General features: G+C 73.4%; 24 protein-coding genes. 23 read left to right on the top strand and 1 reads right to left on the bottom strand.

Annotation, left to right across the window (positions count from 1 at the left end):
- Positions 1 to 45: 45 nt before the first annotated feature.
- The 23 genes from JOD49_RS03920 to JOD49_RS03810 all read left to right on the top strand — a co-directional run bounded on the left by JOD49_RS03920 (position 46) and on the right by JOD49_RS03810 (position 24,559).
- A complete protein-coding gene (locus tag JOD49_RS03920) occupies positions 46 to 1,785 on the top strand; it encodes an MDR family MFS transporter (RefSeq protein ID WP_205306055.1) in 1,740 nt (579 codons plus the stop codon).
- Between the two features lie 5 nt (positions 1,786 to 1,790).
- A complete protein-coding gene (locus JOD49_RS03915) occupies positions 1,791 to 2,297 on the top strand; it encodes a DUF4233 domain-containing protein (RefSeq protein ID WP_307822369.1) in 507 nt (168 codons plus the stop codon).
- 23 nt (positions 2,298 to 2,320) lie between these two features.
- Positions 2,321 to 2,785 carry a nucleoside-diphosphate kinase gene (ndk, locus tag JOD49_RS03910; protein WP_205306054.1) on the top strand — a complete coding sequence of 155 codons (465 nt, stop codon included), beginning with the start codon at positions 2,321 to 2,323 and terminating at the stop codon, positions 2,783 to 2,785.
- Between the two features lie 127 nt (positions 2,786 to 2,912).
- The gene (gene smc / locus JOD49_RS03905) at positions 2,913 to 6,488 is read left to right on the top strand and encodes a chromosome segregation protein SMC (protein ID WP_205306053.1); all 3,576 of its coding nucleotides are present in this window, start codon (positions 2,913 to 2,915) and stop codon (positions 6,486 to 6,488) included.
- 168 nt (positions 6,489 to 6,656) lie between these two features.
- A complete protein-coding gene (locus tag JOD49_RS03900) occupies positions 6,657 to 7,073 on the top strand; it encodes a hypothetical protein (protein ID WP_205306052.1) in 417 nt (138 codons plus the stop codon).
- 84 nt (positions 7,074 to 7,157) lie between these two features.
- Entirely contained in the window at positions 7,158 to 8,327 is a 1,170-nt protein-coding gene (gene ftsY, locus JOD49_RS03895) for a signal recognition particle-docking protein FtsY (RefSeq protein ID WP_205306051.1), read from the top strand.
- A 224-nt stretch (positions 8,328 to 8,551) separates the two neighbouring features.
- Complete coding sequence (locus JOD49_RS03890; RefSeq protein WP_205306050.1) at positions 8,552 to 9,859, top strand: ammonium transporter; 1,308 nt, start codon at positions 8,552 to 8,554, stop codon at positions 9,857 to 9,859.
- Positions 9,856 to 10,194: a P-II family nitrogen regulator gene (locus JOD49_RS03885; protein ID WP_205306049.1), complete on the top strand. Its 339-nt coding sequence runs from the start codon at positions 9,856 to 9,858 to the stop codon at positions 10,192 to 10,194. The genes JOD49_RS03890 and JOD49_RS03885 overlap by 4 nt, the downstream gene beginning before the upstream one ends.
- A 69-nt stretch (positions 10,195 to 10,263) precedes the next feature.
- Positions 10,264 to 12,048, top strand: coding sequence for a [protein-PII] uridylyltransferase (locus tag JOD49_RS03880; RefSeq protein ID WP_205306048.1), 1,785 nt, complete (start codon positions 10,264 to 10,266; stop codon positions 12,046 to 12,048).
- A gap of 58 nt (positions 12,049 to 12,106) precedes the next feature.
- Positions 12,107 to 13,729, top strand: a complete 1,623-nt coding sequence (gene ffh / locus JOD49_RS03875; protein WP_205306047.1) for a signal recognition particle protein — start codon at positions 12,107 to 12,109, stop codon at positions 13,727 to 13,729.
- Between the two features lie 117 nt (positions 13,730 to 13,846).
- Entirely contained in the window at positions 13,847 to 14,965 is a 1,119-nt protein-coding gene (locus tag JOD49_RS03870) for an amidohydrolase family protein (protein WP_205306046.1), read from the top strand.
- Between the two features lie 240 nt (positions 14,966 to 15,205).
- Positions 15,206 to 15,640, top strand: a complete 435-nt coding sequence (gene rpsP, locus JOD49_RS03865) for a 30S ribosomal protein S16 (protein WP_205306045.1) — start codon at positions 15,206 to 15,208, stop codon at positions 15,638 to 15,640.
- The gene (locus tag JOD49_RS03860) at positions 15,640 to 15,879 is read left to right on the top strand and encodes an RNA-binding protein (protein ID WP_030150613.1); all 240 of its coding nucleotides are present in this window, start codon (positions 15,640 to 15,642) and stop codon (positions 15,877 to 15,879) included. The genes rpsP and JOD49_RS03860 overlap by 1 nt, the downstream gene beginning before the upstream one ends.
- A gap of 263 nt (positions 15,880 to 16,142) precedes the next feature.
- Positions 16,143 to 16,727, top strand: coding sequence for a ribosome maturation factor RimM (gene rimM / locus JOD49_RS03855; protein ID WP_205306044.1), 585 nt, complete (start codon positions 16,143 to 16,145; stop codon positions 16,725 to 16,727).
- 1 nt (position 16,728) lies between these two features.
- Positions 16,729 to 17,556 (top strand): tRNA (guanosine(37)-N1)-methyltransferase TrmD, encoded by an 828-nt coding sequence (trmD, locus tag JOD49_RS03850; RefSeq protein WP_205306043.1) that lies wholly within the window; start codon positions 16,729 to 16,731, stop codon positions 17,554 to 17,556.
- Between the two features lie 162 nt (positions 17,557 to 17,718).
- On the top strand, positions 17,719 to 18,078 hold the full coding sequence (gene rplS / locus JOD49_RS03845) for a 50S ribosomal protein L19 (RefSeq protein ID WP_205306042.1): 360 nt from the start codon (positions 17,719 to 17,721) through the stop codon (positions 18,076 to 18,078).
- 216 nt (positions 18,079 to 18,294) lie between these two features.
- Positions 18,295 to 18,996 carry a signal peptidase I gene (gene lepB / locus JOD49_RS03840; protein ID WP_205306041.1) on the top strand — a complete coding sequence of 234 codons (702 nt, stop codon included), beginning with the start codon at positions 18,295 to 18,297 and terminating at the stop codon, positions 18,994 to 18,996.
- Positions 18,993 to 19,781 carry a ribonuclease HII gene (rnhB, locus tag JOD49_RS03835; protein ID WP_372441202.1) on the top strand — a complete coding sequence of 263 codons (789 nt, stop codon included), beginning with the start codon at positions 18,993 to 18,995 and terminating at the stop codon, positions 19,779 to 19,781. Before lepB ends, rnhB begins: the two co-directional genes overlap by 4 nt.
- A 143-nt stretch (positions 19,782 to 19,924) precedes the next feature.
- Positions 19,925 to 20,224, top strand: coding sequence for a DUF2469 domain-containing protein (locus JOD49_RS03830; RefSeq protein WP_024840525.1), 300 nt, complete (start codon positions 19,925 to 19,927; stop codon positions 20,222 to 20,224).
- 187 nt (positions 20,225 to 20,411) lie between these two features.
- A complete protein-coding gene (locus tag JOD49_RS03825; RefSeq protein ID WP_205306040.1) occupies positions 20,412 to 20,768 on the top strand; it encodes a YraN family protein in 357 nt (118 codons plus the stop codon).
- Positions 20,768 to 22,306 (top strand): YifB family Mg chelatase-like AAA ATPase, encoded by a 1,539-nt coding sequence (locus JOD49_RS03820; protein ID WP_205306039.1) that lies wholly within the window; start codon positions 20,768 to 20,770, stop codon positions 22,304 to 22,306. Before JOD49_RS03825 ends, JOD49_RS03820 begins: the two co-directional genes overlap by 1 nt.
- Complete coding sequence (gene dprA / locus JOD49_RS03815) at positions 22,299 to 23,522, top strand: DNA-processing protein DprA (RefSeq protein WP_205306038.1); 1,224 nt, start codon at positions 22,299 to 22,301, stop codon at positions 23,520 to 23,522. Before JOD49_RS03820 ends, dprA begins: the two co-directional genes overlap by 8 nt.
- Before the next feature lie 17 nt (positions 23,523 to 23,539).
- A complete protein-coding gene (locus tag JOD49_RS03810; protein WP_205306037.1) occupies positions 23,540 to 24,559 on the top strand; it encodes a tyrosine recombinase XerC in 1,020 nt (339 codons plus the stop codon).
- Between the two features lie 120 nt (positions 24,560 to 24,679).
- Here the strand turns inward: JOD49_RS03810 and JOD49_RS03805 are convergent, their stop codons facing one another.
- Positions 24,680 to 25,396, bottom strand: a complete 717-nt coding sequence (locus JOD49_RS03805) for a peptidoglycan DD-metalloendopeptidase family protein (protein ID WP_307822366.1) — start codon at positions 25,394 to 25,396, stop codon at positions 24,680 to 24,682.
- Positions 25,397 to 25,694: the final 298 nt, after the last annotated feature.

Below are 25,694 nucleotides of genomic sequence, written 5' to 3'. Positions count from 1 at the left end.
CCGCCGGTGCCGCACGACCCGACCACCGACCTGAACGGATTCCTCATGTCCTCCTCCCGCTCCACGACGTCGGCCGCGCCGACCGGGGCCGGCGCGTCACCCGCCGAGAGCGGCAAGCCGCTCATCGTGCTGACGCAGCGCACCGTCTGGTTGATCTTCGGCGCGCTCATGGCCTCCATGTTCCTGTCCTCGCTCGACCAGTCGATCGTCGGTACCGCGATGCCCACGATCGTCGGTGAGCTGCACGGCGTCGAGCACCAGGGCTGGGTCATCACGGCCTACATCCTGGCCATCGCGATCGTCATGCCCCTGTACGGCAAGTTCGGCGACCTGTGGGGCAGGCGCTGGCCGTTCCTCGTCGCGATCGGACTGTTCACGATCGCCTCCGCGGGCGCGGGCTTCGCGCAGACGTTCCCCGAGCTCGTCGCGTGGCGCGCCGTCCAGGGCCTCGGTGGCGGTGGCCTCATGATCCTGTCGCAGGCCATCATCGCGGACATCGTCCCGGCCAAGGACCGCGGCAAGTACATGGGCCCCATGGGCGCCCTGTTCGGTGTCGCGGCCGTGATCGGCCCGCTCCTCGGCGGCTGGTTCACCGAGGGGCCGGGCTGGCGCTGGGCCTTCTGGATCAACGTCCCGATCGGCATCGCGGCGTTCCTCGTCGCGTGGTTCACGCTCAAGCTCCCGAGCCACCGCTCGGGGCGCAAGATCGACGTCGCGGGCATCTTCTTCCTCGTCGTCGGCACGTCCGGGATCGTCCTGCTCACGAGCTGGGAGTCGCTGACCTCCAGCCGGGGCTACGACTGGTCCGACCCGAAGCTCCTGGGCATGGTCGCGGCGACCCTCGCGTCGATCGCCCTGTTCATCGTGGTCGAGCGGCGTGCGGAGGAGCCCCTCCTGCCGCTGCACCTGTTCAAGAACCGCACGTTCACCATCGCGACGCTCATCGGCCTCGTGCTCGGCATGGGCATGTTCTCCGCGCTGGCGTTCCTGCCGACGTTCCTGCAGATGTCGACCGGTGCGGGCGTGACCGAGTCCGGCTTCCTCATGCTCCCCATGATGGTCGGTGTCATGATCACGGCGATCGGGTCCGGGTTCGCGATCACCAAGACGGGTCGCTACAAGATCTACCCCGTCGTGGGCCTCGCGATCACGACCGCGGGCATCATCTGGCTCACGACGATCACGGGCGACATGTCCATGGTCCTGTTCGGCGCCATGATCTTCGTGATGGGTGCCGGCATGGGGCTCGTCATGCAGACCATCGTGCTGGCCGTCCAGAACTCCGTGGACCCCCACGAGATCGGGACCGCGACGAGCGCGAACAACTTCTTCCGCGAGATCGGTGCGGCGGTGGGCACGGCGCTGTTCAGCACGATCTTCACGACGCGGCTGTCGGCCAACCTCGCCGAGGTCATCCCCGGCGGCGCGGCCACGGGTGGGGGAGAGGCCTCGAGCCTGACCCCGGCCGCGGTCCAGGCCCTCCCGGAGCCCGTCAAGACGGGCGTGATCGACGCCTTCACGAACGCGCTCGCCCCGGCGTTCTGGTACCTGGTCCCGCTCGTCGTCGTGGGCTTCGTGCTCGCGCTGTTCCTCAAGGAGGTCAAGCTCTCGGGCGAGGCCGGCATGGTCGCTCGTGGCGAGGCGATCGCCGACCCGAAGGGTGAGCTCGTCGAGGGCGCGCAGGACGCCCCGGTGCGCGACGCCGTCGGGCCGGACGGGGTGAGCATCGCGCCCGACAGCGACCCGACGGGCGGCCCCGCGCGGCAGGACGCGCCGGTAAACTGATCGGCGTGAGCTCCACCATCGAACCGGCGGACAAGCCGGCAGCGCAGGCCCCGCCCGCCGCGTCCCCCGCCCCCGCGGGCGAGGACGCGGCGGGCGCGCCCCGCATCAAGGCCAAGAAGTCCGCGAAGATCCAGTTCACGTCGACGACGCTGCTGCTGGAGGCCTTCCTCGTCCTGTTCGCGACCCTCGTCGCGTACGGCCTGCGGACCGTGCCCTACGCGTGGCCGGACCGGCTGCAGGTGCCCTCGGGCCCCGCGATCTGGATCGTGGGCGGCACGCTCATGGTCGTGCTGATCCTGCTCAGCCGCATGGTCGGCGGGCCGGGCGGCTACGTCGCGGGCTCGGTCGTGCAGCTCCCCGTGATCGCCTGCGGTTTCGCGGTGCCCCTGATGTTCCTGGTCGGAGGGATCTTCGTGGTGCTGTGGATCGTGTCGCTGCGACTCGGCGGACGGATCGACCGCGAGCGGGCGGCCTACGACGCCGAGCACCCGGAGACCGCACCGAACATGTGAGCGCGGCCGGTAGGGTCGTGCGCATGACTGATGTTGCAGCCCCCGTCGTTGCCGACGCGCTCTCCGAGACCATCGAGCGCACCCTCGTCCTGGTCAAGCCCGACGGCGTCCGTCGCGGCCTGTCGGGCGAGATCCTGCGCCGTATCGAGGCCAAGGGATACACCCTGGCCGCCGTCGCGCTCCTCGACGCGACCCCCGAGCTCCTCGCGGCGCACTACGCCGAGCACGAGGGCAAGCCGTTCTTCGCGCCCCTCGTCGACTTCATGCTCTCGGGCCCGATCCTCGCGGTCGTCGCCGAGGGTCAGGGCGTCGTCCCGGGCTTCCGCTCCCTGGCCGGCACGACCGACCCGACCGCGGCCGCCCCCGGCACCATCCGCGGCGACCTGGGTCGCGACTGGGGCCTGAAGGTCCAGCAGAACCTCGTGCACGGCTCGGACTCCCCGGAGTCGGCGGCCCGCGAGATCGCCCTCTGGTTCCCTGGCCTCTGAGCTCCACCCGCACCACCCGCAGGCGCCCCCGTCGAAGGACGGGGGCGCCTGCCCTGCGTCGGCGAGGAGAACGGGGAACACCACCGCCTCCCCGTCTCACCCGCAGATCCGCACTAGGCTCTGACCCGTGCACCTCAAGACCCTGACCCTCCGCGGGTTCAAGTCGTTCGCGTCGGCGACGACCCTGCGCTTCGAGCCCGGGGTGACGTGCGTCGTCGGGCCGAACGGTTCGGGCAAGTCGAACGTGGTCGACGCCCTGTCCTGGGTCATGGGGGAGCAGGGCGCCAAGTCGTTGCGCGGCGGCAAGATGGAGGACGTCATCTTCGCGGGCACGGCGGGGCGCCCGCCGCTGGGCCGCGCCGAGGTGTCGCTGACGATCGACAACACCGACGGCGCGCTGCCGATCGAGTACTCCGAGGTGACGATCTCCCGGACCCTGTTCCGCAACGGCGGGTCGGAGTACGCGATCAACGGGTCCTCGTGCCGGCTCCTCGACATCCAGGAGCTGTTGTCGGACTCGGGCATCGGGCGTGAGATGCACGTGATCGTGGGTCAGGGGCAGCTCGACGCGGTGCTGCGTGCGACCCCCGAGGAGCGGCGCGGCTTCATCGAGGAGGCCGCGGGCGTCCTCAAGCACCGCAAGCGCAAGGAGAAGGCGCTGCGCAAGCTCGACGCGATGCAGGCGAACCTCACGCGGCTCGGCGACCTGACGGCCGAGATCCGGCGACAGCTCGGGCCGCTCGGCCGTCAGGCGCAGATCGCGCGCAAGGCGCAGGTCGTGCAGCGTGACCTGCGTGACGCCCGGGCGCGCCTGCTCGCGGACGACCTCGCGCAGCTCACGGCGACGCTCGCGCAGGAGATCGCGGACGAGTCGGCGCTGCGGGCGCGGCAGGCCGAGGTCGAGCGGTCGCTCACCGCGGCCCGCGAGGCGCTGGGCTCGTTGGAGACGCAGGCCGCCGAGGCCGCCCCGGCCCTGTCCCGGGCGAGCGACGTCTGGTACCGGTTGTCGTCGCTCAAGGACCGCCTGGGCGGGACCCGGACGCTCGCCGCCGAGCGACTGCGTCTGCTCGGGCGCCCGGAGACGGTGCAGCGCGGGCAGGACCCGAACGACCTCGACGCGCAGGCGGCGCGCGCACGTGCCGCCGAGCAGGAGCTCGAGTCGGAGGTCGCGGTCGCCCGTGCCACGCTCGAGTCGGCCGTGGCGGAGCGGACCGCGGTCGAGGCGCAGGCGCAGACGGCGGAGCGGGCGCTCGCGACGCTGCTGCGGGGCGCGGCCGACCGCCGCGAGGGCCTCGCGCGCCTGGCCGGTCAGGTCGCGGCGCGCCGGTCCCGCGTCGAGGCGACCGAGGCCGAGATCGGGCGTCTGCGGGAGAGCCTCGCGGAGACCGAGCGGCGCGGCAACCAGGCGAACGTCGAGTTCGCGTCGCTCGAGACCCAGGTCGTGGGCGTCGAGGAGGGCGAGGAGGGCCTCGACGCCGAGCACGAGGAGGCGGCCGACGCGGTCGAGCGCACGACGGCCGTGGTGGCGCGGCTGCGCGAGGAGGAGCAGACCGCCGACCGTGAGCGCGCGACCTGGAGCGCACGCGTCGAGGCGCTCGAGATGAGCCTGGTCCGCAAGGACGGGGCGGGCGCGCTGCTGGCGGCCGACGGCGTGGCCGCGCTCGGGTCGTTGGCGGCGCTGCTGAGCATCGACGCGGGATACGAGGACGCGATCGCGGCCGCGCTGGGTCCCGCGGCGGACGCGGTCGCGGTCGAGAGCCTCGAGGCGGCCGTCGACGCGCTCCGTCACCTGCGTCAGGAGGACGCGGGGCGGGCGAGCCTCGTGGTCGGCGGGGGCACGCGTGCGCCGTCGGGAGCGGGGGAGGCCACCACGCTGCCCGACGGCGCCGCGTGGGCCGTGCGGGTGGTCGCACCGGCGCGCTCGGTCGCCTCGGCGGTCGAGTTCCTGCTCGACGGCGTGGTCGTGGTCGAGGACCTGGCGCAGGCGCGGGCGCTCGTGGCGGCGTCGCCGCAGGTCACCGCAGTGACCAAGGGAGGTGACCTGCTCGGGGCGCACGGCGCGTGGGGCGGGTCGGCGACCGCGCCGAGCGTCCTGCACCTGCAGTCGGCCCTGGACGAGGCCCAGGCGGCGCGCGACGACGCGACCGCGCGCGGCGAGCGTACGCGGTTCGCGCTCGTGGGGGCGCTCGAGGAGGCCGAGGAGGCGCAGCAGCGCTACGACGCGACCCTGGAACGGCTCAACGAGTCCGACGCCGCACTGGCCGCGGTCGCCGAGCAGCTCGGGCACCTGGGGGCCACGGCCCGCGCCGCCGCGGCCGAGTCGGCCCGTGTCCGGGCCAACCTGGAGCGGGCGCAGGCCACGCTGGTCGCGGAGCAGGCCGAGCTCGCGGCGCTCGTCGCCCGGCACGACGAGGCCGAGTCGGCCCCGGAGCAGACCGAGGAGTCCGTCGCGACGGCGACCGCTGCGCGCGACGAGGCGAACGCGCTCGCGACCGCGACGCGCGCGGCCGAGACCGAGGCCCGTCTCGCGCTGCGGACCAGCGAGGAACGGGCCCGGGCCCTGGCGGGACGCGCGCAGTCGCTCGCCCGGGCGGCGGCGACCGAGCGGGCCGCGCGCGAGCGGGCCGCGGCACGCGAGGCAGCCCGTGTGCGCCAGGCGGGCCGCGCGGAGGCCGTGCGCGCGGGAGCCGAGGTCGCGCTGGCGGCGATCGAGCGGTCGCTCGAACGGGCAGGTGACGAGCGGGCTGCGGCCGAGGCGGCGCGCGGCGAGCTGGACACCGCGGTGGCCGCCCGCCGGGCCGAGGTCGACGCGCTCGCCGGCCGGCTTCGCGAGCTGACCGACGTGGCGCACCGCGACGAGGTCGCCCGCACGCAGCAGCAGCTGCGGATCGAGCAGCTCCAGGAGCGCAGCGTGACCGAGCTCGGGCTGGACCCGGAGCTCCTGCTCGACGAGTTCGGCCCCGACCGTCCGGTCCCCGTGCTCGCCGAGGACGGCGCGGTCCGCGAGGACGAGGACGGCGAGCCCGTGACCGAGCCCTACGTCCGGGCGGCGCAGGAGAAGCGGCTGCGGTCCGCCGAGCGGGCCCTCGGGCAGCTCGGGAAGGTCAACCCCCTCGCGCTCGAGGAGTTCGCCGCGCTCGAGGAGCGGCACACGTTCCTCACGACCCAGCTCGCGGACCTCAAGAAGTCCCGGGCGGACCTGCTGGAGATCGTGCGCGAGATCGACGAGCGCGTCGAGCAGGTCTTCTCCGAGGCGTATCACGACACGGCCGAGCAGTTCGTGCACGTGTTCGAGCGGATGTTCCCCGGGGGAGAGGGGCGCCTCGTCCTGACGAACCCCGAGGACATGCTCACGACCGGCATCGAGGTCGAGGCCCGTCCGGCGGGGAAGAAGGTCAAGCGGCTCTCGCTGCTGTCGGGCGGCGAGCGCTCGCTGACCGCGGTCGCGCTCCTCGTCGCGATCTTCAAGGCGCGCCCGAGCCCGTTCTACGTCATGGACGAGGTCGAGGCCGCGCTCGACGACGTCAACCTGGGGCGCCTGCTCGAGATCTTCCGCGAGCTCCAGGAGGACTCGCAGCTCATCGTCATCACGCACCAGAAGCGGACCATGGAGATCGCGGACGCGCTGTACGGGGTGACGATGCGCGGCGACGGGGTGACCACGGTCATCAGCCAGCGGCTGCGGGACGAGGTCGGCGTGTGACCGACGTCTCGGGTGGCGTGGCGCACGGGACCCCGACCCGACGGCCCGGCGAGAGGTGCCCGGACCCGCGAGATCTCGCGGGTCGTGCGGTGTGAAGATGCTGTAGCGATCATCGGACTCGCCGCACCCGGTCGGTGCGGGACCGGGCTCCCCGGTGATACTTGACAGATGTTCTGGATGTTCGTGTTCCTCGGGATCGCGCTCGTGGCGGCCGTCGTGGTCTTCCTGTTCGCGAGCGTCGTCACGCGCACCGACGACCGCAACGAACGTCAGGGCGCGCCGGCCGGGATCAAGGGGTTCTGGCGAGACTTCCGCTCGGGACTGTCGAGCTGGCGCCGACGCGAGGACCACGCGGAGCGGGCCGCCGCCGCACCGGTCGACACCGGCATGGAGGAGTTCTTCGCGGCGACCGAGGTCGACGAACCCGCGTACATGGACGCCGACGAGATCACCGACGCCCTCCAGCGAGCCCGGGAGAGGGCCACGCACACGCTGCACGGCGCAGTGGTCCGGCGACCGCACACGGGAGCCGTGCGCTCCGTCCCGGCCACTCCGCCGCAGGGATCGGCCGCGACCCAGGACTGAGCGTCGTTCGCTGCCACGAGGGCCGTCGGCCGGGCAGCGGCCCCGCTGCCCGCACGTCACGCTCGGATTTGAGAGACTGCGACGGTGAACGATCTCCTCTGGCTCTGGATCACCCTCGCCGTCCTCGTCGTCGTCTCGGTCGGCCTCGTCGGCTTTCGCCGTCGCCCCGGTGCGCGCGCCACCCTTCCGCCCCCCACGCCGGGCAGCAGCCCCGACGAGCTCCCTGCGACCGAGGGAGAGCCCCTGCCCGGGGCCGTGGCCACGGTCGAGACCCCGGCCGACCTGGAGGCCCCGCCCGCGGTCGAGGTCCCCGAGGCCGTCGGGGGTCGGCTCGCCCGGTTGCGCGGCCGGCTGGCCAGGTCCGGGTCGCCGCTCGGCTCCAAGCTGCTCGCGGTGCTCTCGCGCGACCACCTGACCGAGGACGACTGGGACGAGCTCGAGGAGACGCTGCTCCTCGCCGACGTCGGGGCCGGTCCGGCGGGCGAGCTCATCGAGGCACTTCGGACCCGCGTGCGGGTCCTGGGCGTCCGTGACCCGGCGAGCGTGCGCGCACTGCTGCGCGAGGAGCTCGTCGCCCTGGTCGACCCGAGCCTCGACCGCTCGCTCGCCACGGACCCGCAGACGGCCGACGACGGGTCCCGGCTCCCCGCCGTCGTGCTCGTGGTCGGGGTCAACGGCACGGGCAAGACGACGACGGTGGGCAAGCTCGCCCGCGTCCTGGTCGCGCAGGACCGCACGGTCGTGCTCGGCGCGGCCGACACGTTCCGCGCTGCGGCCGCCGACCAGCTCGAGACGTGGGGCGCCCGCGTCGGCGTGCGCACCGTGCGCTCCGACCGTGACGGAGCCGACCCGGCCGCGGTCGCGTTCGACGCGGTCCGCCAGGGCCGCACCGAGGGGGTCGACGTCGTGCTCGTCGACACGGCCGGCCGCCTCCAGAACAAGGCGGGCCTCATGGACGAGCTGGGCAAGATCCGGCGCGTCATCACCAAGGAGGCCCCGCTCTCGGAGGTCCTCCTGGTCCTGGACGCCACGACGGGCCAGAACGGTCTGAACCAGGCGCGGGTCTTCGGCGAGATCGCCGGCGTCACGGGCATCGTGCTGACCAAGCTCGACGGCACGGCCAAGGGCGGGATCGTCGTCGCGGTCCAGCGCGAGCTGGGCGTGCCGGTCAAGCTCGTGGGACTGGGCGAGGGGCCCGACGACCTGGCGCCCTTCGACCCCCAGGAGTTCGTCGACGGCCTGCTCGGCGCCTGAGGCCCGCCCGGCCGGCTGCCCGCACTGCTGACGTGTCAGAACGAGCGTGACCCCGAGGTCACGCTCGTTCTGACACGTGGCCCCTGACCGAGTGGTAACGCAACGTTTACACGCACGGACCGCGCGTTACACCTCCGTCACGGTGCGAGCGTCGGCGGGAAACGCCGCTGGACGACTCTTGACCTGTCCGGCCGCCCGGCTGGCGAGGTGAGAGGCGACAGCGCATGCCCTTCGAACTTGACACTGGAAACACGGCCTGGCTCCTGACGTCGGCCGCCCTGGTGCTCCTGATGACCCCGGCCCTGGCGTTCTTCTACGGCGGCATGGTCCGCGGCAAGAGCGTCCTGAACATGATGATGATGAGCTTCGGCGCGATCGCCGTCGTGGGGATCATCTGGGTGCTGTGGGGCTACTCGATGACCTTCGGGTCCGACGTGGCGGGAGTCTTCGGCAACCCGACCGAGTTCTTCGGTCTGGCTCCCCTGACCGACGACTCGAACAGCCTCCTGGCCGGCAGCGGCGTCCCGGCCCTCGTGGCCGCGGGCTTCCAGGCCACCTTCGCGATCATCACGGTCGCCCTGATCAGCGGTGCGATCGCGGACCGTGCCCGGTTCGGCGCCTGGCTCGTCTTCGCGGGCGTCTGGGTCACCCTGGTCTACTTCCCGCTCGCCCACATGGTGTGGGGCGGCGGCCTCCTGGGGGCCGGCGAGAACGGCATCGCGGCCGCGATCTACGGCGTGACCGACGGGATCGCGAACGTGGCGCCCATCGACTTCGCCGGAGGCACGGTCGTCCACATCAACGCCGGTGTCGCGGGCCTGGTGCTCGCGCTGATCATCGGCAAGCGCAAGGGCTTCGGCAAGGAGCCCATGCGGCCGCACAACCTCCCGTTCGTGATGCTCGGGGCCGCACTCCTGTGGTTCGGCTGGTTCGGCTTCAACGCGGGATCCGCAGGGGCCGCCAACGAGGTCGCCGGCCTCGCCTGGGTCAACACCACGGTCGCGACGTGCGCCGCGATGGGGGCCTGGCTGGTCACCGAGCGTCTGCGCGACGGGCACGCCACGAGCCTGGGCGCGGCGTCAGGCGTCGTCGCCGGGCTCGTCGCCATCACGCCGGCCGCGGCAGCGGTCAACCCGATCGGCGCGATCGCCCTGGGTGCCGTCGCCGGTGTCCTGTGCGCCCTCGCGGTCGGCCTGAAGTACCGCTTCGGCTACGACGACTCGCTCGACGTCGTCGGGGTCCACCTGGTCGGCGGCCTGGTCGGCACCGTCCTGATCGGCCTGCTGGGCACCGACACCGGGCTGCTCTACGGCGGCGGGATCGACCAGCTCGTGATCCAGATCGTCATCGCGCTGGCCGCCGTGATCTTCTCCGGTGTCCTCACGTTCGTCATCGGGTTCGTCATCAAGGTGACGATGGGGTGGCGGATCAGCGAGGAGGCCGAGGTCGGCGGTATCGACCTGGCAGAGCACGGAGAGACCGCATACGAGACCATCGCGCAGGGTCGTGTCATCCAGGAGGTCAGGGCATGAAGCTCGTCACAGGAATCATCCAGCCGCACCGTCTCGACGACGTGAAGTCCGCGCTCGAGGCCGCAGGGGTCCGGGGCATGACGGTCAGCGAGGCCAGCGGCTACGGCCGGCAGAAGGGCCACACCGAGGTCTACCGCGGAGCGGAGTACACCGTGGACCTGGTCCCGAAGGTCCGTGTCGAGGTCCTCGTCGACGACGAGGACGCGCCCACGGTCACCGAGGTCATCGTCAAGGCGGCCCAGACGGGTCGGATCGGTGACGGGAAGGTGTGGACCGTCACGGTCGACGACGTCGCCCGGGTCCGGACGGGCGAGCACGGCGCGGGCGCCCTCTAGGGCGCCCGGTCGGGCCGGGCGGCACGACCAGCAGCGACGGGGTACGGCGGGGGCGACGGAAGGGTCGAGATGACCGGAACGACGAAGGCAGGAACCCCCCGCGACGCCGAGGACCCGACGCAGGCCCCGCACCCCCTCGGGGTGCGGGGCCTGCGGGCCGAGATGCTCACGGTGGCGCGGGGTCTCAGCGGGCCGGGGAGCTCGGGGGTCGCGCGCCGCTCGGCGGTCTGCACCCTGGTGACCGAACGGCTCACGGCGCTGTGGGACGAGGCGATCGCGGGGGAGAGCGGCGAGGGGATCGCGCTCGCTGCGGTCGGGAGCCTCGGCCGGGCCGACATGGGTCCGGTGAGCGACCTCGACCTCGTGCTCGTGCACGACGGCCGCAGCCGTTCCGCCGAGCAGGTCGCGGCGGTCGCGGAGCGGCTCTGGTACCCGTTGTGGGACGCCGGGGTGGACCTGGACCATGCGGTCCGCTCGCTGTCGCAGTGCCGCCAGGTGGCGTCCAAGGACGTGCCCGCGGCCGTGGGCTGGCTCGACGTGCGCGCCGTCGCGGGCGACGCGCTCGTGGTCCACCGGGCCGCGTCGGCGGTCCTCACCGACTGGCGGTCCGCGTCGCGGCGACGGTTGCCCGAGCTGTTGTCCTCCATCAAGGACCGCGCCGAGCGGTCGGGCGAGCTCGCTTACCTGATCGAGCCCGACCTCAAGGACGCGCGCGGCGGCATCCGTGACGCCGTGGTCCTGTCGGCCCTGGCCGCGACGTGGCTCACGGACCGCCCGCACGGGACGGTCGACCGCGCGTACGCGCACCTGCTCGACGTGCGCGACGCGGTCCAGGTCGTCACGGGGCGGCACACGAACAAGCTCCTGCTCGCGGACCTCGACGAGGTGGCGGCGCTGTGCGGCGACGACGACCCGGACGAGCTCCTGGCGAGCCTCGCCGAGTCGGGACGCGAGATCTCCTACGCGCTCGACACGACCGTCCGGCGCGCGCGCCAGGCGCTCCAGCGCCCGAGCGTGGCCCGGCGCCCGGTCCTCGTGCGGGGCCGCCGGGCAGCGCCGCGCCTGCGCTCGGTCGGTGACGGCCTGGTCGAGCACGACGGCGAGCTGGTCCTCGCGATCGACGCGCACCCCGAGACGGACCCCCTGCTCGCGCTGCGTGCGGCGGCGACCGCGTCGCGGACCGGCCTGACCCTCTCCCCGGTCTCGGTCAGCAGCCTCGCGCACTGCCCGCCGCTGCCCGAGCCGTGGCCCGCGCTGGCACGCTCGGCCTTCCTCTCCCTCCTGGGGAGCGGGCCGGCGCAGATCGCGGTGTGGGAGGCGCTCGACCTCGTGGGGGTCGTGACGACGTGGATCCCGGAGTGGGCCGGGGTGCGCAACCGCCCCCAGCGCGCGGCGATCCACCGGCACACGGTCGACCGTCACCTCGTCGAGACGGTCGCGCGCGCCGCGCGCGACCGCAAGACGGTCGCGCGCGGCGACCTGCTGCTGCTGTCGGCGCTCTTCCACGACATCGGCAAACGGGCGGGGGCCGCCGACCACTCGGAGGAGGGCGCGCGCCTGGTCCCGGGCATCCTGCGCCGCATGGGCTTCGGGGACGGGGTGCCCGACGACGTCGCGCGCCTCGTGCGTCACCACCTCACGTTGTCGCGGCTCGCCGTCTCGGCGGACCCGGACGACCCGGCGACCGTCGCCGAGCTCGCCGCCGCCGTCGGGCAGCGACGGGACCTCCTGGACGTGCTCCGCGCGTTGACCGAGGCAGACTCCGCGTCGCTCGGTCCGGCGGGCTGGACCGCGTGGCGCGCACGCCTCGTGGACGACCTCACGGCCGCGACCCGCGCGACCCTGCCCGAGTGAGCGTCCCCGACCGGTAGGCTGGGGACTTCCCTGATTCACGAGCGGTAAGGATGACGCGGTGTTCGCCACGCTGTCAGATCGATTGTCGTCGACCTTCAAGAACCTGCGGAGCAAGGGCCGTCTCTCCGAGGCGGACATCGACGCCACGATCCGTGAGATCCGGCGCGCGCTCCTCGATGCGGACGTCGCCGTACCCGTCGTCAAGGACTTCACCGGTGCCATCCGGGGAAGGGCCCTGTCGTCCGAGGTCTCCGGCGCGCTCAACCCTGCCCAGCAGGTCGTCAAGATCGTCAACGAGGAGCTCGTCGCGATCCTCGGCGGCGAGAGCCGTGGGCTGCGCCTGGCGAAGAACCCGCCGACCGTCATCATGCTCGCGGGCCTCCAGGGCGCCGGCAAGACGACCCTGGCCGGCAAGCTGGCGCTGCACCTGCGCGAGCAGGGGCACACGCCGCTGCTCGTCGCGGCGGACCTCCAGCGCCCCAACGCGGTCAACCAGCTCTCCGTGGTGGGCGAGCGCGCCGGCGTGCCGGTCTACGCCCCGCTGCCCGGCAACCAGGGCTCGGAGGGCGAGTCGGGCACGAGCGTCGGCGACCCGGTCCAGGTCGCCCGTGACGGTGTCGAGACCGCGCGCCAGCGCCAGCACGACGTCGTGATCGTCGACACCGCGGGCCGCCTCGGCGTCGACGCCGAGCTCATGCGCCAGGCCGCGGACATCCGCGACGCCGTGAACCCCGACGAGATCCTGTTCGTCATCGACGCCATGATCGGCCAGGACGCGGTCGCGACGGCCAAGGCCTTCGAGGAGGGCGTCGACTTCACGGGCGTCGTCCTGTCGAAGCTCGACGGCGACGCACGCGGTGGCGCGGCGCTGTCCGTCGCGCGCGTCACGGGTCGGCCCATCCTGTTCGCCTCGACCGGTGAGAAGCTCACCGACTTCGAGCCGTTCCACCCCGACCGCATGGCGTCGCGCATCCTCGACATGGGTGACGTGCTCACCCTCATCGAGCAGGCCGAGAAGGCGTTCGACGCCGACGAGGCCGCGAAGATGGCCGAGAAGGTCGCCAGCGGGCAGGACTTCACGCTCGCGGACTTCCTCGTCCAGATGCAGCAGATGAAGAACATGGGCTCCATGAAGAAGATGCTCGGCATGCTGCCGGGCATGGGGCAGATGCGCGAGGCGCTCGACAACTTCGACGAGCGCGAGGTCGACCGCGTCGAGGCGATCATCCGCTCGATGACGCCGGGCGAGCGGGAGAACCCGAAGATCATCAACGGGTCGCGCCGTGCGCGCATCGCTCGCGGTTCGGGCGTCACGACGAGCGACGTCAACCAGCTCCTCGAGCGGTTCGCGGGCGCACAGAAGATGATGCGCCAGATGAGCCGTGGCGGCGGCATGCCCGGCATGCCGGGCATGGGCAACCTGCCGGGCATGGGCGGCAAGAAGGCCCGCGGGCGTGTCGCGCCGCCCGCCAAGGGGCGCAAGGCGAAGTCCGGCAACCCGGCCAAGCGTGCGGCGGAAGAGGCGGCCCGCCAGGCCCGGGCCCTCGGCGGGCCGGTCGCGCCCCCCGCGGCGCCCGGCGCGGCGTTCGGTGCCCTGGGTGGCGCCAAGAGCGCCCAGAAGTCGACCGACCCGGCCGATCTCCAGCTCCCGCCCGACCTGGAGAAGTTCCTGGGGCGCTAGCGCGCTAGGTTATGTCCTGCAGGTCGTGGTGGCCCTCACCGCGACCTCCGTCCGTCCCGCCCGACCCCGGTCCGTCAGAGGTCGGGCGAGCCCGACCGCCCGAGAACTGGGAGTCCGATGTCCGCGCTCGAAGGCCCCTCGCTGCACCTGCGGGGGCACATCCTCCTGGGAGACGACCGTGAGGTGTCCGACCTCTGGGTCAAGGACGGTCACGTCACGCTGACGCGCCCCTCGGCGCAGGGCACCAACATGGTCGCGCTCGAAGGGTGGGTCCTGCCGGGCCTCGTGGACGTCCACTGCCACGTGGGTCTCGGCAAGGACGGCGCGGTCGACAACGCGACGGCCCAGGCGCAGGCGATCGCCGACCGCGACAGCGGTGCGCTCCTGCTTCGTGACGCCGGGTCGCCCCTGGACACCCGCTGGGTCAGGTCGCGGCGCGACCTGCCACGCCTCGTGCGCGCCGGACGTCACATCGCACGCCCCAAGCGCTACCTGCGCGGCTACGGGCTCGAGCTCGACGACGTCGCGCTGCTCCCCGACGCCGTGCGCCAGGAGGCGCGCGCGGGGGACGGCTGGGTCAAGCTCGTGGGCGACTGGATCGACCGCGACCTGGGGGCGGACGGGGACCTGCGGCCGCTGTGGCCCCAGGACGTGCTGACCGAGGCCGTCGCGGTCTCGCACGCCGAGGCCGCGCGGGTCACGGTGCACGCCTTCTCGAGCGAGGTCGTCCCGTCGCTGCTCGCGGCCGGGGTCGACTGCATCGAGCACGGCACGGGGATCCACCCCGACGACATGTACACGCTGTCCGAGCGGGGCATCGCCGTGACGCCCACGCTCCTGCAGATCAACGAGTTCGAGAACATCGCCCGCCAGGCCGACGCGAGGTACCCGCTCTTCGCGGCACGCCTGCGCGACCTGCACGAGCGCCGCTACGAGCAGGTCCGCCAGCTCCACGAGGCGGGCATCCAGCTCCTCGTCGGGACGGACGCGGGCGGCACCATCGGTCACGGCCGGATCGCCGACGAGTGCGCCGAGATGGTCGCCGCGGGCGTCCCGGTCGCCGACGTGGTCGCGGCCGCGAGCTGGCAGGGACGCGAGTTCCTGGGCTACGGCGGCCTCGTCGAGGGGTCGAGCGCGGACCTGATCGTGTACCCGGCGGACCCGCGCGAGAACATCGAGGTGCTGCGGCACCCGACCGCGGTGATCCTGCGCGGGGAGATCGTGGCGCCCGTGTAGGTCGGTCCGCCACCTCGCGATCCGGCCGCCCGGGAGGTCACCGGCGGGTCGTGGTCCCTGTGATCGTCGTCCTGTCGCGGGAGGTTGGTCGCAACGTGCGGGATCTGGCACAATAGCCGGGTACTCGGCGTGCCCGGCCCCTCTCTCCGCGCAACGCCGTGTCCCGACCTCGTGCTCGCCCGGTCCCCACCGGGAGGGACGCACGGGTCACCTCACCCAGAACCAGGAGAGACCACCACAGTGGCCACCAGAATTCGTTTGAAGCGCCTCGGCAAGATCCGTGCGCCGTACTACCGTGTCGTCGTCGCCGACTCGCGCACCAAGCGTGACGGTCGCGTCATCGAGGAGATCGGCAAGTACCACCCGACCGAGGAGCCGTCGCTCATCGACATCTCCTCCGAGCGTGCGCAGTACTGGCTGAGCGTCGGCGCGCAGCCGTCGCCGCAGGTGCTCGTGCTCCTCAAGATCACGGGTGACTGGCAGAAGTTCAAGGGCCTTCCGGGCGCCGAGGGCACCCTGCGCGTCAAGGGCGAGAAGGTCGACCCGGCCGCTGCCATCGAGGCCGCCGCCAAGGACGCCGAGAAGGTCAAGGCGAAGGCTGCCGAGAAGAAGGCTGCTGCGCCGGTCGAGACCGAGTCCGCTGACGCGGCTGAGGCAGCCGAAGAGCAGGCCTGATGCTCGGCGAGGCGCTCGAGCACCTGGTGCGCGGCATCGTGGACAACCCGGACGCCGTCCGGGTCAACGCGAAGCCGCTGCGCCGGGGCGAGCTGCTCGAGGTCCGGGTGCACCCCGAGGACCTCGGCCGCGTCATCGGCCGCGGTGGGCGTACCGCCCGTGCCCTGCGCACGGTCATCGGTGCCCTGTCGGTCGACGGTCCGGTGCGGGTCGACGTCGTCGACGTCGACCGCCGCTGACGACGGCTGAGCGCAGAGCCGATACACAGCACGACGTGACGGTCTCCGACCGCACGCTGACGAGGCCCGGTCCCCCTCAGGGTGGACCGGGCCTCGTCGTCCGTCCAGCCCTTGCCTGCCCCCGGCCGGCGCCCCGCCCGGCTCCCGCTCGCGCGGCACCCCCCGGACGTGCGCCCACACCTGTCCGGTGACACCGTGGGAGCGCCCGGTCGCCGGGCAGGTCCCCGCACGACGAGCACGTACACGACGAGAAGGAGCACACGATGCAGCTCACGGTGGCCCGTATCGGCCGCGCCCACGGACTGCGCGGCGAGGTCGCGCTCGACACGCGCACCGACAACCCCGAGGCGCGCCTCGTCGTCGGGTCCACGATCGACACCGAGCCCGCGGAGGCCGGCCCGCTGACGATCGAGCGTGCCCGGCTGCACCAGGGCAAGTGGCTCGTGACGTTCGCGGGCGTGAGCGACCGCTCCGCGGCCGAGCGCATGCGCGGGATCACGCTGGTCGTCGAGGCCGACGCCTCCGACGAGGAGGACGCCTGGTACCCCCACGAGCTCGTGGGGCTGCGCGCCGAGCTCGAGGACGGGACGGTCGTCGGCGAGGTCCTGGGCCTCGAGCACCTCCCGGCGCACGACCTGCTCGTGCTCAAGGAGACCGACGGCACGCGCACGCTCGTCCCGTTCGTGCACGCGATCGTCCCCGTGGTGGACGTGCCGGGCGGTCGTGTCGTGCTCGACCCGCCGGGCGGTCTCCTGGCACGCGACGCGGACCTGCTCGAGGTCGCCGAGCCGACACCGGGCACCGACGACGACGCTCCCGACGACGCGACCGACGGGACCGACGACTGACGTGCGCATCGACATCGTCTCGATCTTCCCCGAGTACCTCGCCGCCCTGGACCTCTCGCTCGTCGGCAAGGCACGCGTCGCCGGCCTGCTCGACCTGCGCGTCCACGACCTGCGGGACTGGACCGCCGACCGGCACCGCACGGTCGACGACACGCCCTTCGGCGGGGGAGCGGGCATGGTCATGCGCCCCGACGTCTGGGGGCAGGCCATCGACGACCTGACCGCGACCGGACCCGCGCACCTGGTGGTGCCGACGCCGTCGGGCACGACGTTCACCCAGCGCACCGCGGAAGCCCTGGCGACCGAGGACCAGCTCGTCTTCGCGTGCGGGCGCTACGAGGGCATCGACGCGCGCGTGGCCGAGCACTACCGTGCCGCCGGGCACCGCGTGAGCGAGCTCTCGATCGGCGACTACGTGCTCAACGGGGGAGAGGTCGCCTCGCTCGTCATGGTCGAGGCCGTGGCGCGGCTGCTGCCGGGCGTGATCGGGAACCCCGAGTCGCTCGTCGAGGAGTCCCACGGCGCGGCCGGGCTGCTCGAGTACCCCGTCTACACCAAGCCGCCGGTCTGGGCGGACCTCGAGGTGCCCGACGTCCTGCTCTCGGGACACCACGCGAAGATCCGTCGTTGGCGCCGGGACCGGGCGCTCGAGAAGACCTCCGCCCGCCGGCCGGACCTGATCGCGGCGCTCGACGCGAGCGGCCTCGACAAGCACGACCGGGCGTTCCTCGCGACGCTCGGCTGGGAGGTCCGCGGGGGAACGCTGCACCGTGCGCCCCGCGGTGACGAGCCCGCCCCCGGAGCCACCGCCGGTGGTGTGGCAGAATAGACCCTTGGTGTGCGCCGGTCGGGCCTCTGCCACAGGGGAAGCCCACCGCACGTCCGCGTGCGCGACCGATCACATGCGAGCACCACCCACGTACTGAACCGGACCCACCTCGCGGTGGGCCACGAGAACGCGTCTGACCTGTGGCAGGGCGGGGAGAGATCAATGCACACGCTGGACAGCGTCGACGCAGCATCGCTGCGTAGCGACATCCCGGTCTTCCGGGCCGGAGACACCGTCAAGGTCAACGTCAAGGTCGTCGAGGGCAACCGCTCTCGTATCCAGGCGTTCCAGGGCGTCGTCATCGGCCGCCAGGGTGGCGGCATCCGCGAGACCTTCACGGTCCGCAAGATCAGCTTCAGCGTCGGCGTGGAGCGTACCTTCCCGGTGCACTCCCCGTCCCTCGAGTCGATCGAGCTCGTCACGCGCGGTGACGTCCGTCGCGCCAAGCTGTACTACCTGCGCAAGCTGCGCGGCAAGAAGGCGAAGATCAAGGAGAAGCGCGACGCGCTCCCCTCGAAGTGATCCGAGCCTGACCACGCGTCAGCCTCGTCACACGTCCACGGGCGACCACCTCTCGCAGGTGGTCGCCCGTCGGCGTTCCGGGACGTCCCCGGTTTCGCCGGACGGGCGACGCAGTGGCACAGTGAGCGCGTGACAGACAGCGCCGCACAGGCAGCACCCCGCCCCGAACCAGCCTTCGGCGCGGTACCCCCGACGGAGACGGACACGAGGAGCCGGATGGACGAGGGCTCGTCCCGGGCACGACCGGCGCCCCGGCGCGGCTCGCTGCTGCGCGAGACCGTCATCATCCTGCTCAGCGCACTGGTGCTGTCGTGGTTGATCAAGACCTTCCTGGTGCAGGCGTTCTTCATCCCGAGCGCGTCGATGGAGGACACGCTGGTCGAGGGAGACCGCGTCATGGTCTCGCGCCTCGTCCCCGACGCGTTCGACGTGCATCGCGGTGACGTGGTCGTCTTCAAGGACCCGGGGAACTGGCTGCCGCCGTACGTCGCGCCCGACCGGGGGACGGTCGGCAACGCCGTCACGTCGGCCATGACGTTCGTGGGGCTGCTCCCGCAGGACACGGGGGAGCACCTCATCAAGCGCGTCATCGGCACCCCGGGCGACCGTGTCGTGTGCTGCGACGCGCAGGGACGCGTGAGCGTCAACGGGCAGCCGATCGACGAGACCTACATCAAGCCGGGGTCCGTCCCGAGCCAGGACCCTTTCGACGTGGTCGTCCCGGAGGGCATGCTGTTCGTCATGGGCGACAACCGTCAGCACTCGGCCGACTCGCGGTACAACACGGGCAAGCCCGGCGGAGGGTTCGTGCCGATCGACAACGTCGTCGGGACCGCGTTCGTCAAGGTCTGGCCCCTCAGCGACCTCACGTTGATGCGCAACCCGGGCGACGTGTTCGCGGAGGTGCCGGAGCCGTGACGACCGACCTGGGTGCGCCGCTCGTCGCCGGTGACCCGGAGGCTGCCGCCGTCCGGCGCGCGCCCCGCAAGGCGGCCGCCAAGCGATCGACCGGGCCCAAGCCGCCGACGCTGCGCCACGAGCGCGCGATCCTGGACTCGGGCGCGCAGCTCGTCGCGGGCATGGACGAGGTGGGACGAGGTGCGCTCGCAGGACCGGTGAGCGTGGGGGTCGTCGTGGTCGACCTGAGCACGGGCCCGTTCCCGAAGGGCCTGACCGACTCCAAGATGCTCACCCCCGCGGCCCGCGAGGCCATGCTTCCCGCGGTCCGCGACTGGGGGCTCGCGTGGGCCGTGGGGCACGCGGGACCGGCCGAGATCGATGCCCACGGCATCGTCGTGGCGCTGCGACTGGCGGGACGCCGTGCGCTCGCGCAGGTGCGGCGCACGCTCGGCCCGGTCGACGCGGTCCTGCTCGACGGCAAGCACGACTGGCTGACACGGCCGAGCGTGGACCTCTTCGAGGCGTTCGACCTCGACCCCGAGGACGACCCCGCCCTCCCGGACCCGGCCGTGCGCACGCTCGTCAAGGCAGACCTCCAGTGCGCGTCGGTCGCGGCCGCGAGCGTCCTGGCCAAGTGCGAGCGCGACGGCCTCATGACGGGTCTGGCCCGTCAGTACCCGGCGTACGGGTGGGACGGCAACAAGGGGTACGGCGCGGCCGTGCACGTGGAAGCCCTCAAGGCCCACGGCCCGACGCCGCAGCACCGGCGGAGCTGGCGGCTCCCCGAGCGCGACGAGGTCTGAGCGCGCGACGAGGCCCGAGCGGCCTGCCCGCAGCGGGAGCCGAGCGGGCGTGCGGTGGGGGCTGGGTGCGGCGGGACCTGGGCGCGGCGCGCGACGGGACCGACGATCCGGGGTTGTGGCACTCGATGGTCCATGATGGTGCAGTGAGCGCCGAAGACCTCGAGAACTATGAGACCGAGATGGAACTGGCCCTCTACCGCGAGTATCGCGATGTGGTGGGCCTGTTCTCCTACGTGGTCGAGACAGAGCGACGTTTCTACCTGGCGAACCAGGTGGACCTGCAGGTCAGGTCGGCCGCCGGCGAGGTGTACTTCGAGCTGCGGCTCGCCGACGCCTGGGTGTGGGACGTGTACCGCTCCGCGCGCTTCGTGAAGTCCGTGCGCGTGGTCACGTTCAAGGACGTCAACGTCGAGGAGCTGGCCAAGGCCGAGCTCCAGCTCTAGCTCTCGTTCCCCTCGCAGTCCTGCGGCCTCCTGACCGGGCGGCCGCAGGACTGCCGTGTTCTCGCGGGGCGTTCCCGCGGGGCCGAGCCGTGCACAGGACCCGGTCCCAGGCGCTTTCCCACAGCAGGCGTCCGCGCCGTTCCCCCCACCGCTCCGACCCGGCCAGGGTGTGTGCCGGAGGTGGGACATGAGAGCGAAGGACGCTGTCGGTCGGTACGGGGAGAAGGTCGCTGCGGCGTTCCTGGTCGAGGCCGGATGGGTGGTCCTCGACCGCAACTGGCGGGGCACCCGGGGCGAGCTCGACCTGGTCGCCCGGGAAGGCGACGTCCTGGTCGTGGTCGAGGTCAAGACCCGACGAGGAACCGGCTTCGGGCACCCGGCCGAGGCCGTGACCGCCGAGAAGATGGCCCGGCTGCGACGACTGACCGGGGAGTGGGTCGCGACGCACCCGATCCGTCCCGCGTCGATACGGATCGACGTGGTGGCCGTGATCCTGCCGTCCGCCGGCGCCGCGCAGGTCGAGCATCTCGTGGGAGTCGGCTGATGTCGCTCGGGACGACGTTCGCAGTCTCGCTCGTGGGGCTCTCGGGCCACCTCGTGGAGGTGCAGGCGCACCTGGCGGCCTCGGTCCCGGGCTTCACGCTCGTCGGGCTGCCCGACGCGGCGCTGTCCGAGTCGAGGGACCGCGTCCGCGCCGCGATCGCCTCGTCGGGCATCGAGTGGCCACAGCGCAAGATCACCGTCAACCTCTCGCCGGCCTCGCTGCCCAAGGCCGGGTCCGGCTTCGACGTCGCCATCGCGGTCGCGATGCTCGCCGGAGCCCGAAAGATCTCGGTCGCGGACCCCGAGCACGTCGTGCACCTCGGCGAGCTCGGGCTCGACGGGCGGCTCCAGTCCGTGCGCGGCATCCTGCCCGCGGTCGCCGCCGCGGTCGCGGCGGGTCTGCGCGACGTCGTCGTGCCGGCACAGGACGCGGACGAGGCCCGACTCGTACCCGGGGCGCGGGTGGTCGGCGTGGCGAGCCTGGCCGAGCTCGCGGCCCTGTACGGCGCGGAGGTCCCCGGCATCGTGACCCCGACCACCACGTCCCGCCCGGGACGCAGCGTGCCTCCGCGACGCGTCGAGGGGGACCTGCGCGACGTCCTCGGCCAGGAGCAGGCGCGCCGCGCGCTCGAGGTCGCCGCCGCGGGCGGGCACCACCTGCTGCTCGTGGGACCACCCGGCGCGGGCAAGACCATGCTCGCGTCCCGGATCACCGGCATCCTGCCGGACCTCGAGGAGTCCGAGGCGGTCGAGGTCACGGCCGTCCACTCGGTCGCGGGGGTCTTCGACCCGGGGCAGGGCCTGATCCACCGTCCGCCCTACGAGGACCCGCACCACACCGCGACCCCGGCCTCGATCATCGGCGGAGGCAGCGGGCTGCCGCGGCCCGGCGCCGCGTCCCGGGCGCACCGCGGTGTGCTCTTCCTCGACGAGGCGCCCGAGTTCGGGTCGCGGGTCCTGCAGACCCTGCGCCAGCCGCTCGAGCACGGGGAGCTCGTGATCCACCGCGCGGCCGGGTCCGCGCGCTACCCCGCCCGCTTCCAGCTCGTGCTGGCCGCCAACCCGTGCCCGTGCGGTCTGGGCATCGGCAAGGGGCTTCAGTGCTCGTGCAGCCCGCTGGTCCGGCGCAGGTACTTCGCCCGGCTCTCGGGTCCGCTGCTCGACCGCGTCGACGTCCAGGTCGAGGTGCGTCCCGTGTCACGGGTCGACCGGGCGGGAGGTGCCGACGTGGAGTCGACCGCGACCGTCGCGGCCCGTGTCGCCGCCGCTCGCGCAGCGGCGAGGGCCAGGCTCGCGGGGACGCCGTGGGTCACGAACGCCGAGGTCCCGGGCACCTGGCTCCGGGAGCGCCTCGGCCCTGACCCGGGCCTGCTCGCCGGCATCGACGCGGCCCTCGACCGGGGGACCCTCTCGCTGCGCGGAGCCGACCGGGTGCTGCGGCTCGCCTGGACCGTGGCCGACCTGGCCGGACGTGCCGCGCCGGACTCGGGGGACGTGGGGCAGGGGCTCGCGCTCCGGACGCGAGGGCATCATGGCTGAGCACGGGCCGGGGTTCGACCTCGGCGACCCGCTGCTGGCTCGCGCGGCGTGGAGCCGGATCGCCGAGCCGGGGGACCGGGTGGCCGGCGCGCTCGTCGCGCACCTGGGGGCGGGGGACGCCCTGGCGTGGCTCCACGAGGCGGCGGCGGGAAAGAGCCCGCTCGTGCCGGAGGTGCTCGCGCAGCGCCAGGACCGCCCGTCGGTCGACCACGTGCTGCGCGCCGTGGAACGGTGGCGCGGTCGGCTCGCGACGCTCGACCCCGCGCGCGAGCTCCGCGTGCTCGACCGGCTGGGCGGCGCGCTCCTGATACCCGGCGACCCGCGATGGCCGACGGCGGTCGACGAGCTCGGAGCTGCGGCGCCGCTCGCGTTGTGGGTGCGGGGCGAGACCGACCTCGCGGGCCTCTCGCGCCGCTCGGTCGCGCTCGTGGGCGCCCGCGCGTGCACCGACTACGGTCGGCACGTCGCGGCAGACCTCGCGTCGGGCCTGGTGGACCGGCAGTTCACGGTCGTCTCGGGTGGGGCCTACGGGATCGACGCCGCCGCGCACCGAGGAGCGATCGCCGCTCGAGGCCGGACCGTCGCGTTCCTCGCGGGGGGCGTCGACCGCCTCTATCCGGCGGGCAACACCGACCTCCTGCAGGCCGTCCTGGACGACGGGAGCCTCGTCGGGGAGGTACCACCGGGCTCCGTCCCGAGCAGGGTCCGCTTCCTGCAACGCAACCGTCTCATCGCAGCCTTCTCCCGGGCGACGGTCGTCGTCGAGGCGGCGTGGCGGTCCGGTGCGCTGAGCACCGCGACCCACGCGACCGCGCTGCTGCGCCCCGTCGGGGCGGTGCCCGGGCCCGTGACCTCGATGGCGTCCGGCGGGTGCCACCAGCTCCTGCGGGACGCGAAGGCCGTCTGCGTGACCGACGCGGACGAGGTCGCGGAGCTGGCCGGGCACGTCGGGGCGGACGCGCACGCGCCGCGACCCGGGCGCCCCGCACCTCAGGACGACCTCGACCCCCTGGGCACGAGCGTGTGGGACGCCCTGCCGTTGCGCGCGTACGCAGCGGTGGACTCGGTCGCGCGCGTGGCCGGACTGGGCCTCGAGGAGACGCTGGGTGGCCTCGGCCACCTCGAGCTCGCGGGTCTCGCCGAGCAGTCCGGAGGGAGATGGCGGCGGGCAGGAGGGTCGTCGCAAGGCGTGGGCTCCGCGGCGCGGAGGCGGTGATCGGCGAGACTGGGGCGATGAGCGACACCGAGCGGGACGGCACCGGCGCACGCGCAGAGGCCAGGACGAGCGCCGCGAACACCCGCGCCGAGCCCGAGCCGGCCGGTTCGACACGGGAGGAGGCGCCCTTCCCGCCCGCGCTCGCCTCGGCCGTCGCCGAGTTCGAGCTGTACCTCGACGTCCAGCGTGGCCTGTCGGCCCACACGGTGCGTGCCTACACGGGCGACGTCCGGTCGCTGCTGTCCCGTGCCGTCGAGACAGGGGTCCGCAGCCTCGAGGACGTCGACATCGCCGTCCTGCGCGACTGGCTCGCCGACCTCGGTGCGCGGGACCTCGCCCGCACCACGATGGCGCGGCGCGGCGCGGCCGCTCGGGCCTTCTTCGCCTGGACGACGAGCACCGGGCGCACGGCGCACGACCCGGCCCTGCGGCTCGCGAGCCCCAAGATCGCCCGTCACCTGCCGACCGTCCTCGCCGTCGATGCCGCCACCCACCTCATGGAGACAGCGCGCGCCGCCGCCGCCGACGGCGACCCCGCCCGCCTGCGCGAGTGGGTCGCGGTCGAGGTGCTCTACGCCTCCGGGCTGCGCGTGGCCGAGCTCGTGGGCACCGACGTCGACGACGTCGACCTGGGGGAGCGGACGCTGCGCGTGCTCGGCAAGGGCGCCAAGGAGCGGGTCGTGCCGTTCGGGGTCCCCGCCGGCCGCGCGCTGCGCCGCTGGCTCGACGTGGGGCGCCCCGCCCTGGTCGTCGCGGACTCGGGTCCCGCGCTCCTCCTCGGGGACCGTGGACACCGGTGGGGACAGCGGCAGGCACGGGAGACCGTGCACCGGCTCGCGGCGCTCGCTGGGGTCGACGACATCGCACCGCACGACCTGCGCCACAGCGCCGCGACCCACCTGCTCCAGGGCGGCTCCGACCTGCGCAGCGTCCAGGAGGTGCTCGGCCACGCCACGCTCTCCACGACGCAGCGGTACACCCACGTCAGTGCCGACCGGCTGAGGACCTCGTTCGAGCAGGCGTTCCCGCGGGCGTGAGGTGCGTGAGGCTGGGGGATCGCGGGCGGCGCTCGCGGCCCGTCAGGACCACGGCGGGCAGCCTGCCGCGTCCCTCGTGCGCCGTCGACGCCGGGCGGGCGCCGGGCAGCGGGACGGCGCTCAGCGCAGCGGGAGCAGCACGATCGGTTCGCGCGGCCCGAGCAGCGCGAGGGGGTCGACGTACGTGTCCCCGCGGCGCACACCCCAGTGCAGGCACGACGCGGGCCGACAGTGTCCGGCCCCCGCAGGACCGGGACCTCCGGGACCGCCGGCCCCGTCGTCGACCTGGACCGTCCCCACGACCTGTCCACGCCCGACCCTCGTGCCCGTCGGGACCGTCCCGTCGATCGGCTCGAGCGAGCTGCGCAGGCCCCCGTCGTGCAGGACCACCACGACCCCGCGGTCCACGACCGTCCCGACGAACGTCACGACCCCGGCCTCGGGAGCGACCACGGCGGATCCGGGAGGCGCCGCGAGGTCGACCCCGCGGTGTCCGGCGAGCCAGTCCTGGTCGGGGGGCAGGAACCCACGGAGCACCACGGGGTCGCCGGCGACCGGGGGCGTCCAGCCCGTGGTCGTGGGGTCCGGGCCCTCGGACCCTCGGGCGGGCAGGACGGGCAGGAGGGACGCGACGAGGACCGCCAGCGTGAGCACGGGCACGACCGGGAGCGGGCCCACGGGCAACCGGTCGCTCGCTGTCACGCGCGACAGGCGGCGCCGGCCTGCCGCCAGGTCGAGCCCCTCGGACGGGGGGCCGGGAGCCGGACGTGAGCGACGGCGTCGGGCCGGTGGGGCGAGGTCGTGGAGCGGCCCGGTGGGCCGTGCGGAGGAAGGCACCGCAGCAGCGTCGCGTACCGCGGGACCGTACGGAGCGCCGCCGACCCGCGCTGTGGACGAGGCCCCGCGCGCCCGGCCTGTGCACGGGTCCGGCTGCGGCCCGCGATCAGGTAGACTTAACGCCGCGATCGGCACGTTCACTCGGACGGGCTCACGGCACCCCCGACGGTCACCCCACAGGTCACCCGCAGGACACCCGGAACCCCCCGCTGCGCGCCGTCGACTTCGCGCGTCACGTCCCCGACTCCCGGCCTTCGCTGGCCGCCGTCAGGGGCCATCCCGACAACGGTCCGGACCC

The organism is Oerskovia jenensis, assembly GCF_016907235.1.
Lineage (GTDB): Bacteria > Actinomycetota > Actinomycetes > Actinomycetales > Cellulomonadaceae > Oerskovia > Oerskovia jenensis.
This window is presented reverse-complemented; position numbering and strand designations above follow the sequence as displayed.

What these genes read in the sequence shown, in the direction of transcription:
- lepB (WP_205306041.1), top strand. Translation starts at nt 18,295, where the DNA reads ATGGACGAGGGCTCGTCCCGGGCACGACCGGCGCCCCGGCGCGGCTCG.
- JOD49_RS03885 (WP_205306049.1), top strand. Translation starts at nt 9,856, where the DNA reads ATGAAGCTCGTCACAGGAATCATCCAGCCGCACCGTCTCGACGACGTG.
- JOD49_RS03870 (WP_205306046.1), top strand. Translation starts at nt 13,847, where the DNA reads ATGTCCGCGCTCGAAGGCCCCTCGCTGCACCTGCGGGGGCACATCCTC.
- rplS (WP_205306042.1), top strand. Translation starts at nt 17,719, where the DNA reads ATGCACACGCTGGACAGCGTCGACGCAGCATCGCTGCGTAGCGACATC.
- JOD49_RS03890 (WP_205306050.1), top strand. Translation starts at nt 8,552, where the DNA reads ATGCCCTTCGAACTTGACACTGGAAACACGGCCTGGCTCCTGACGTCG.
- dprA (WP_205306038.1), top strand. Translation starts at nt 22,299, where the DNA reads ATGGCTGAGCACGGGCCGGGGTTCGACCTCGGCGACCCGCTGCTGGCT.
- JOD49_RS03920 (WP_205306055.1), top strand. Translation starts at nt 46, where the DNA reads ATGTCCTCCTCCCGCTCCACGACGTCGGCCGCGCCGACCGGGGCCGGC.
- JOD49_RS03880 (WP_205306048.1), top strand. Translation starts at nt 10,264, where the DNA reads ATGACCGGAACGACGAAGGCAGGAACCCCCCGCGACGCCGAGGACCCG.
- rimM (WP_205306044.1), top strand. Translation starts at nt 16,143, where the DNA reads ATGCAGCTCACGGTGGCCCGTATCGGCCGCGCCCACGGACTGCGCGGC.
- JOD49_RS03825 (WP_205306040.1), top strand. Translation starts at nt 20,412, where the DNA reads ATGAGAGCGAAGGACGCTGTCGGTCGGTACGGGGAGAAGGTCGCTGCG.
- JOD49_RS03860 (WP_030150613.1), top strand. Translation starts at nt 15,640, where the DNA reads ATGCTCGGCGAGGCGCTCGAGCACCTGGTGCGCGGCATCGTGGACAAC.
- JOD49_RS03900 (WP_205306052.1), top strand. Translation starts at nt 6,657, where the DNA reads ATGTTCTGGATGTTCGTGTTCCTCGGGATCGCGCTCGTGGCGGCCGTC.
- ndk (WP_205306054.1), top strand. Translation starts at nt 2,321, where the DNA reads ATGACTGATGTTGCAGCCCCCGTCGTTGCCGACGCGCTCTCCGAGACC.
- JOD49_RS03820 (WP_205306039.1), top strand. Translation starts at nt 20,768, where the DNA reads ATGTCGCTCGGGACGACGTTCGCAGTCTCGCTCGTGGGGCTCTCGGGC.
- JOD49_RS03810 (WP_205306037.1), top strand. Translation starts at nt 23,540, where the DNA reads ATGAGCGACACCGAGCGGGACGGCACCGGCGCACGCGCAGAGGCCAGG.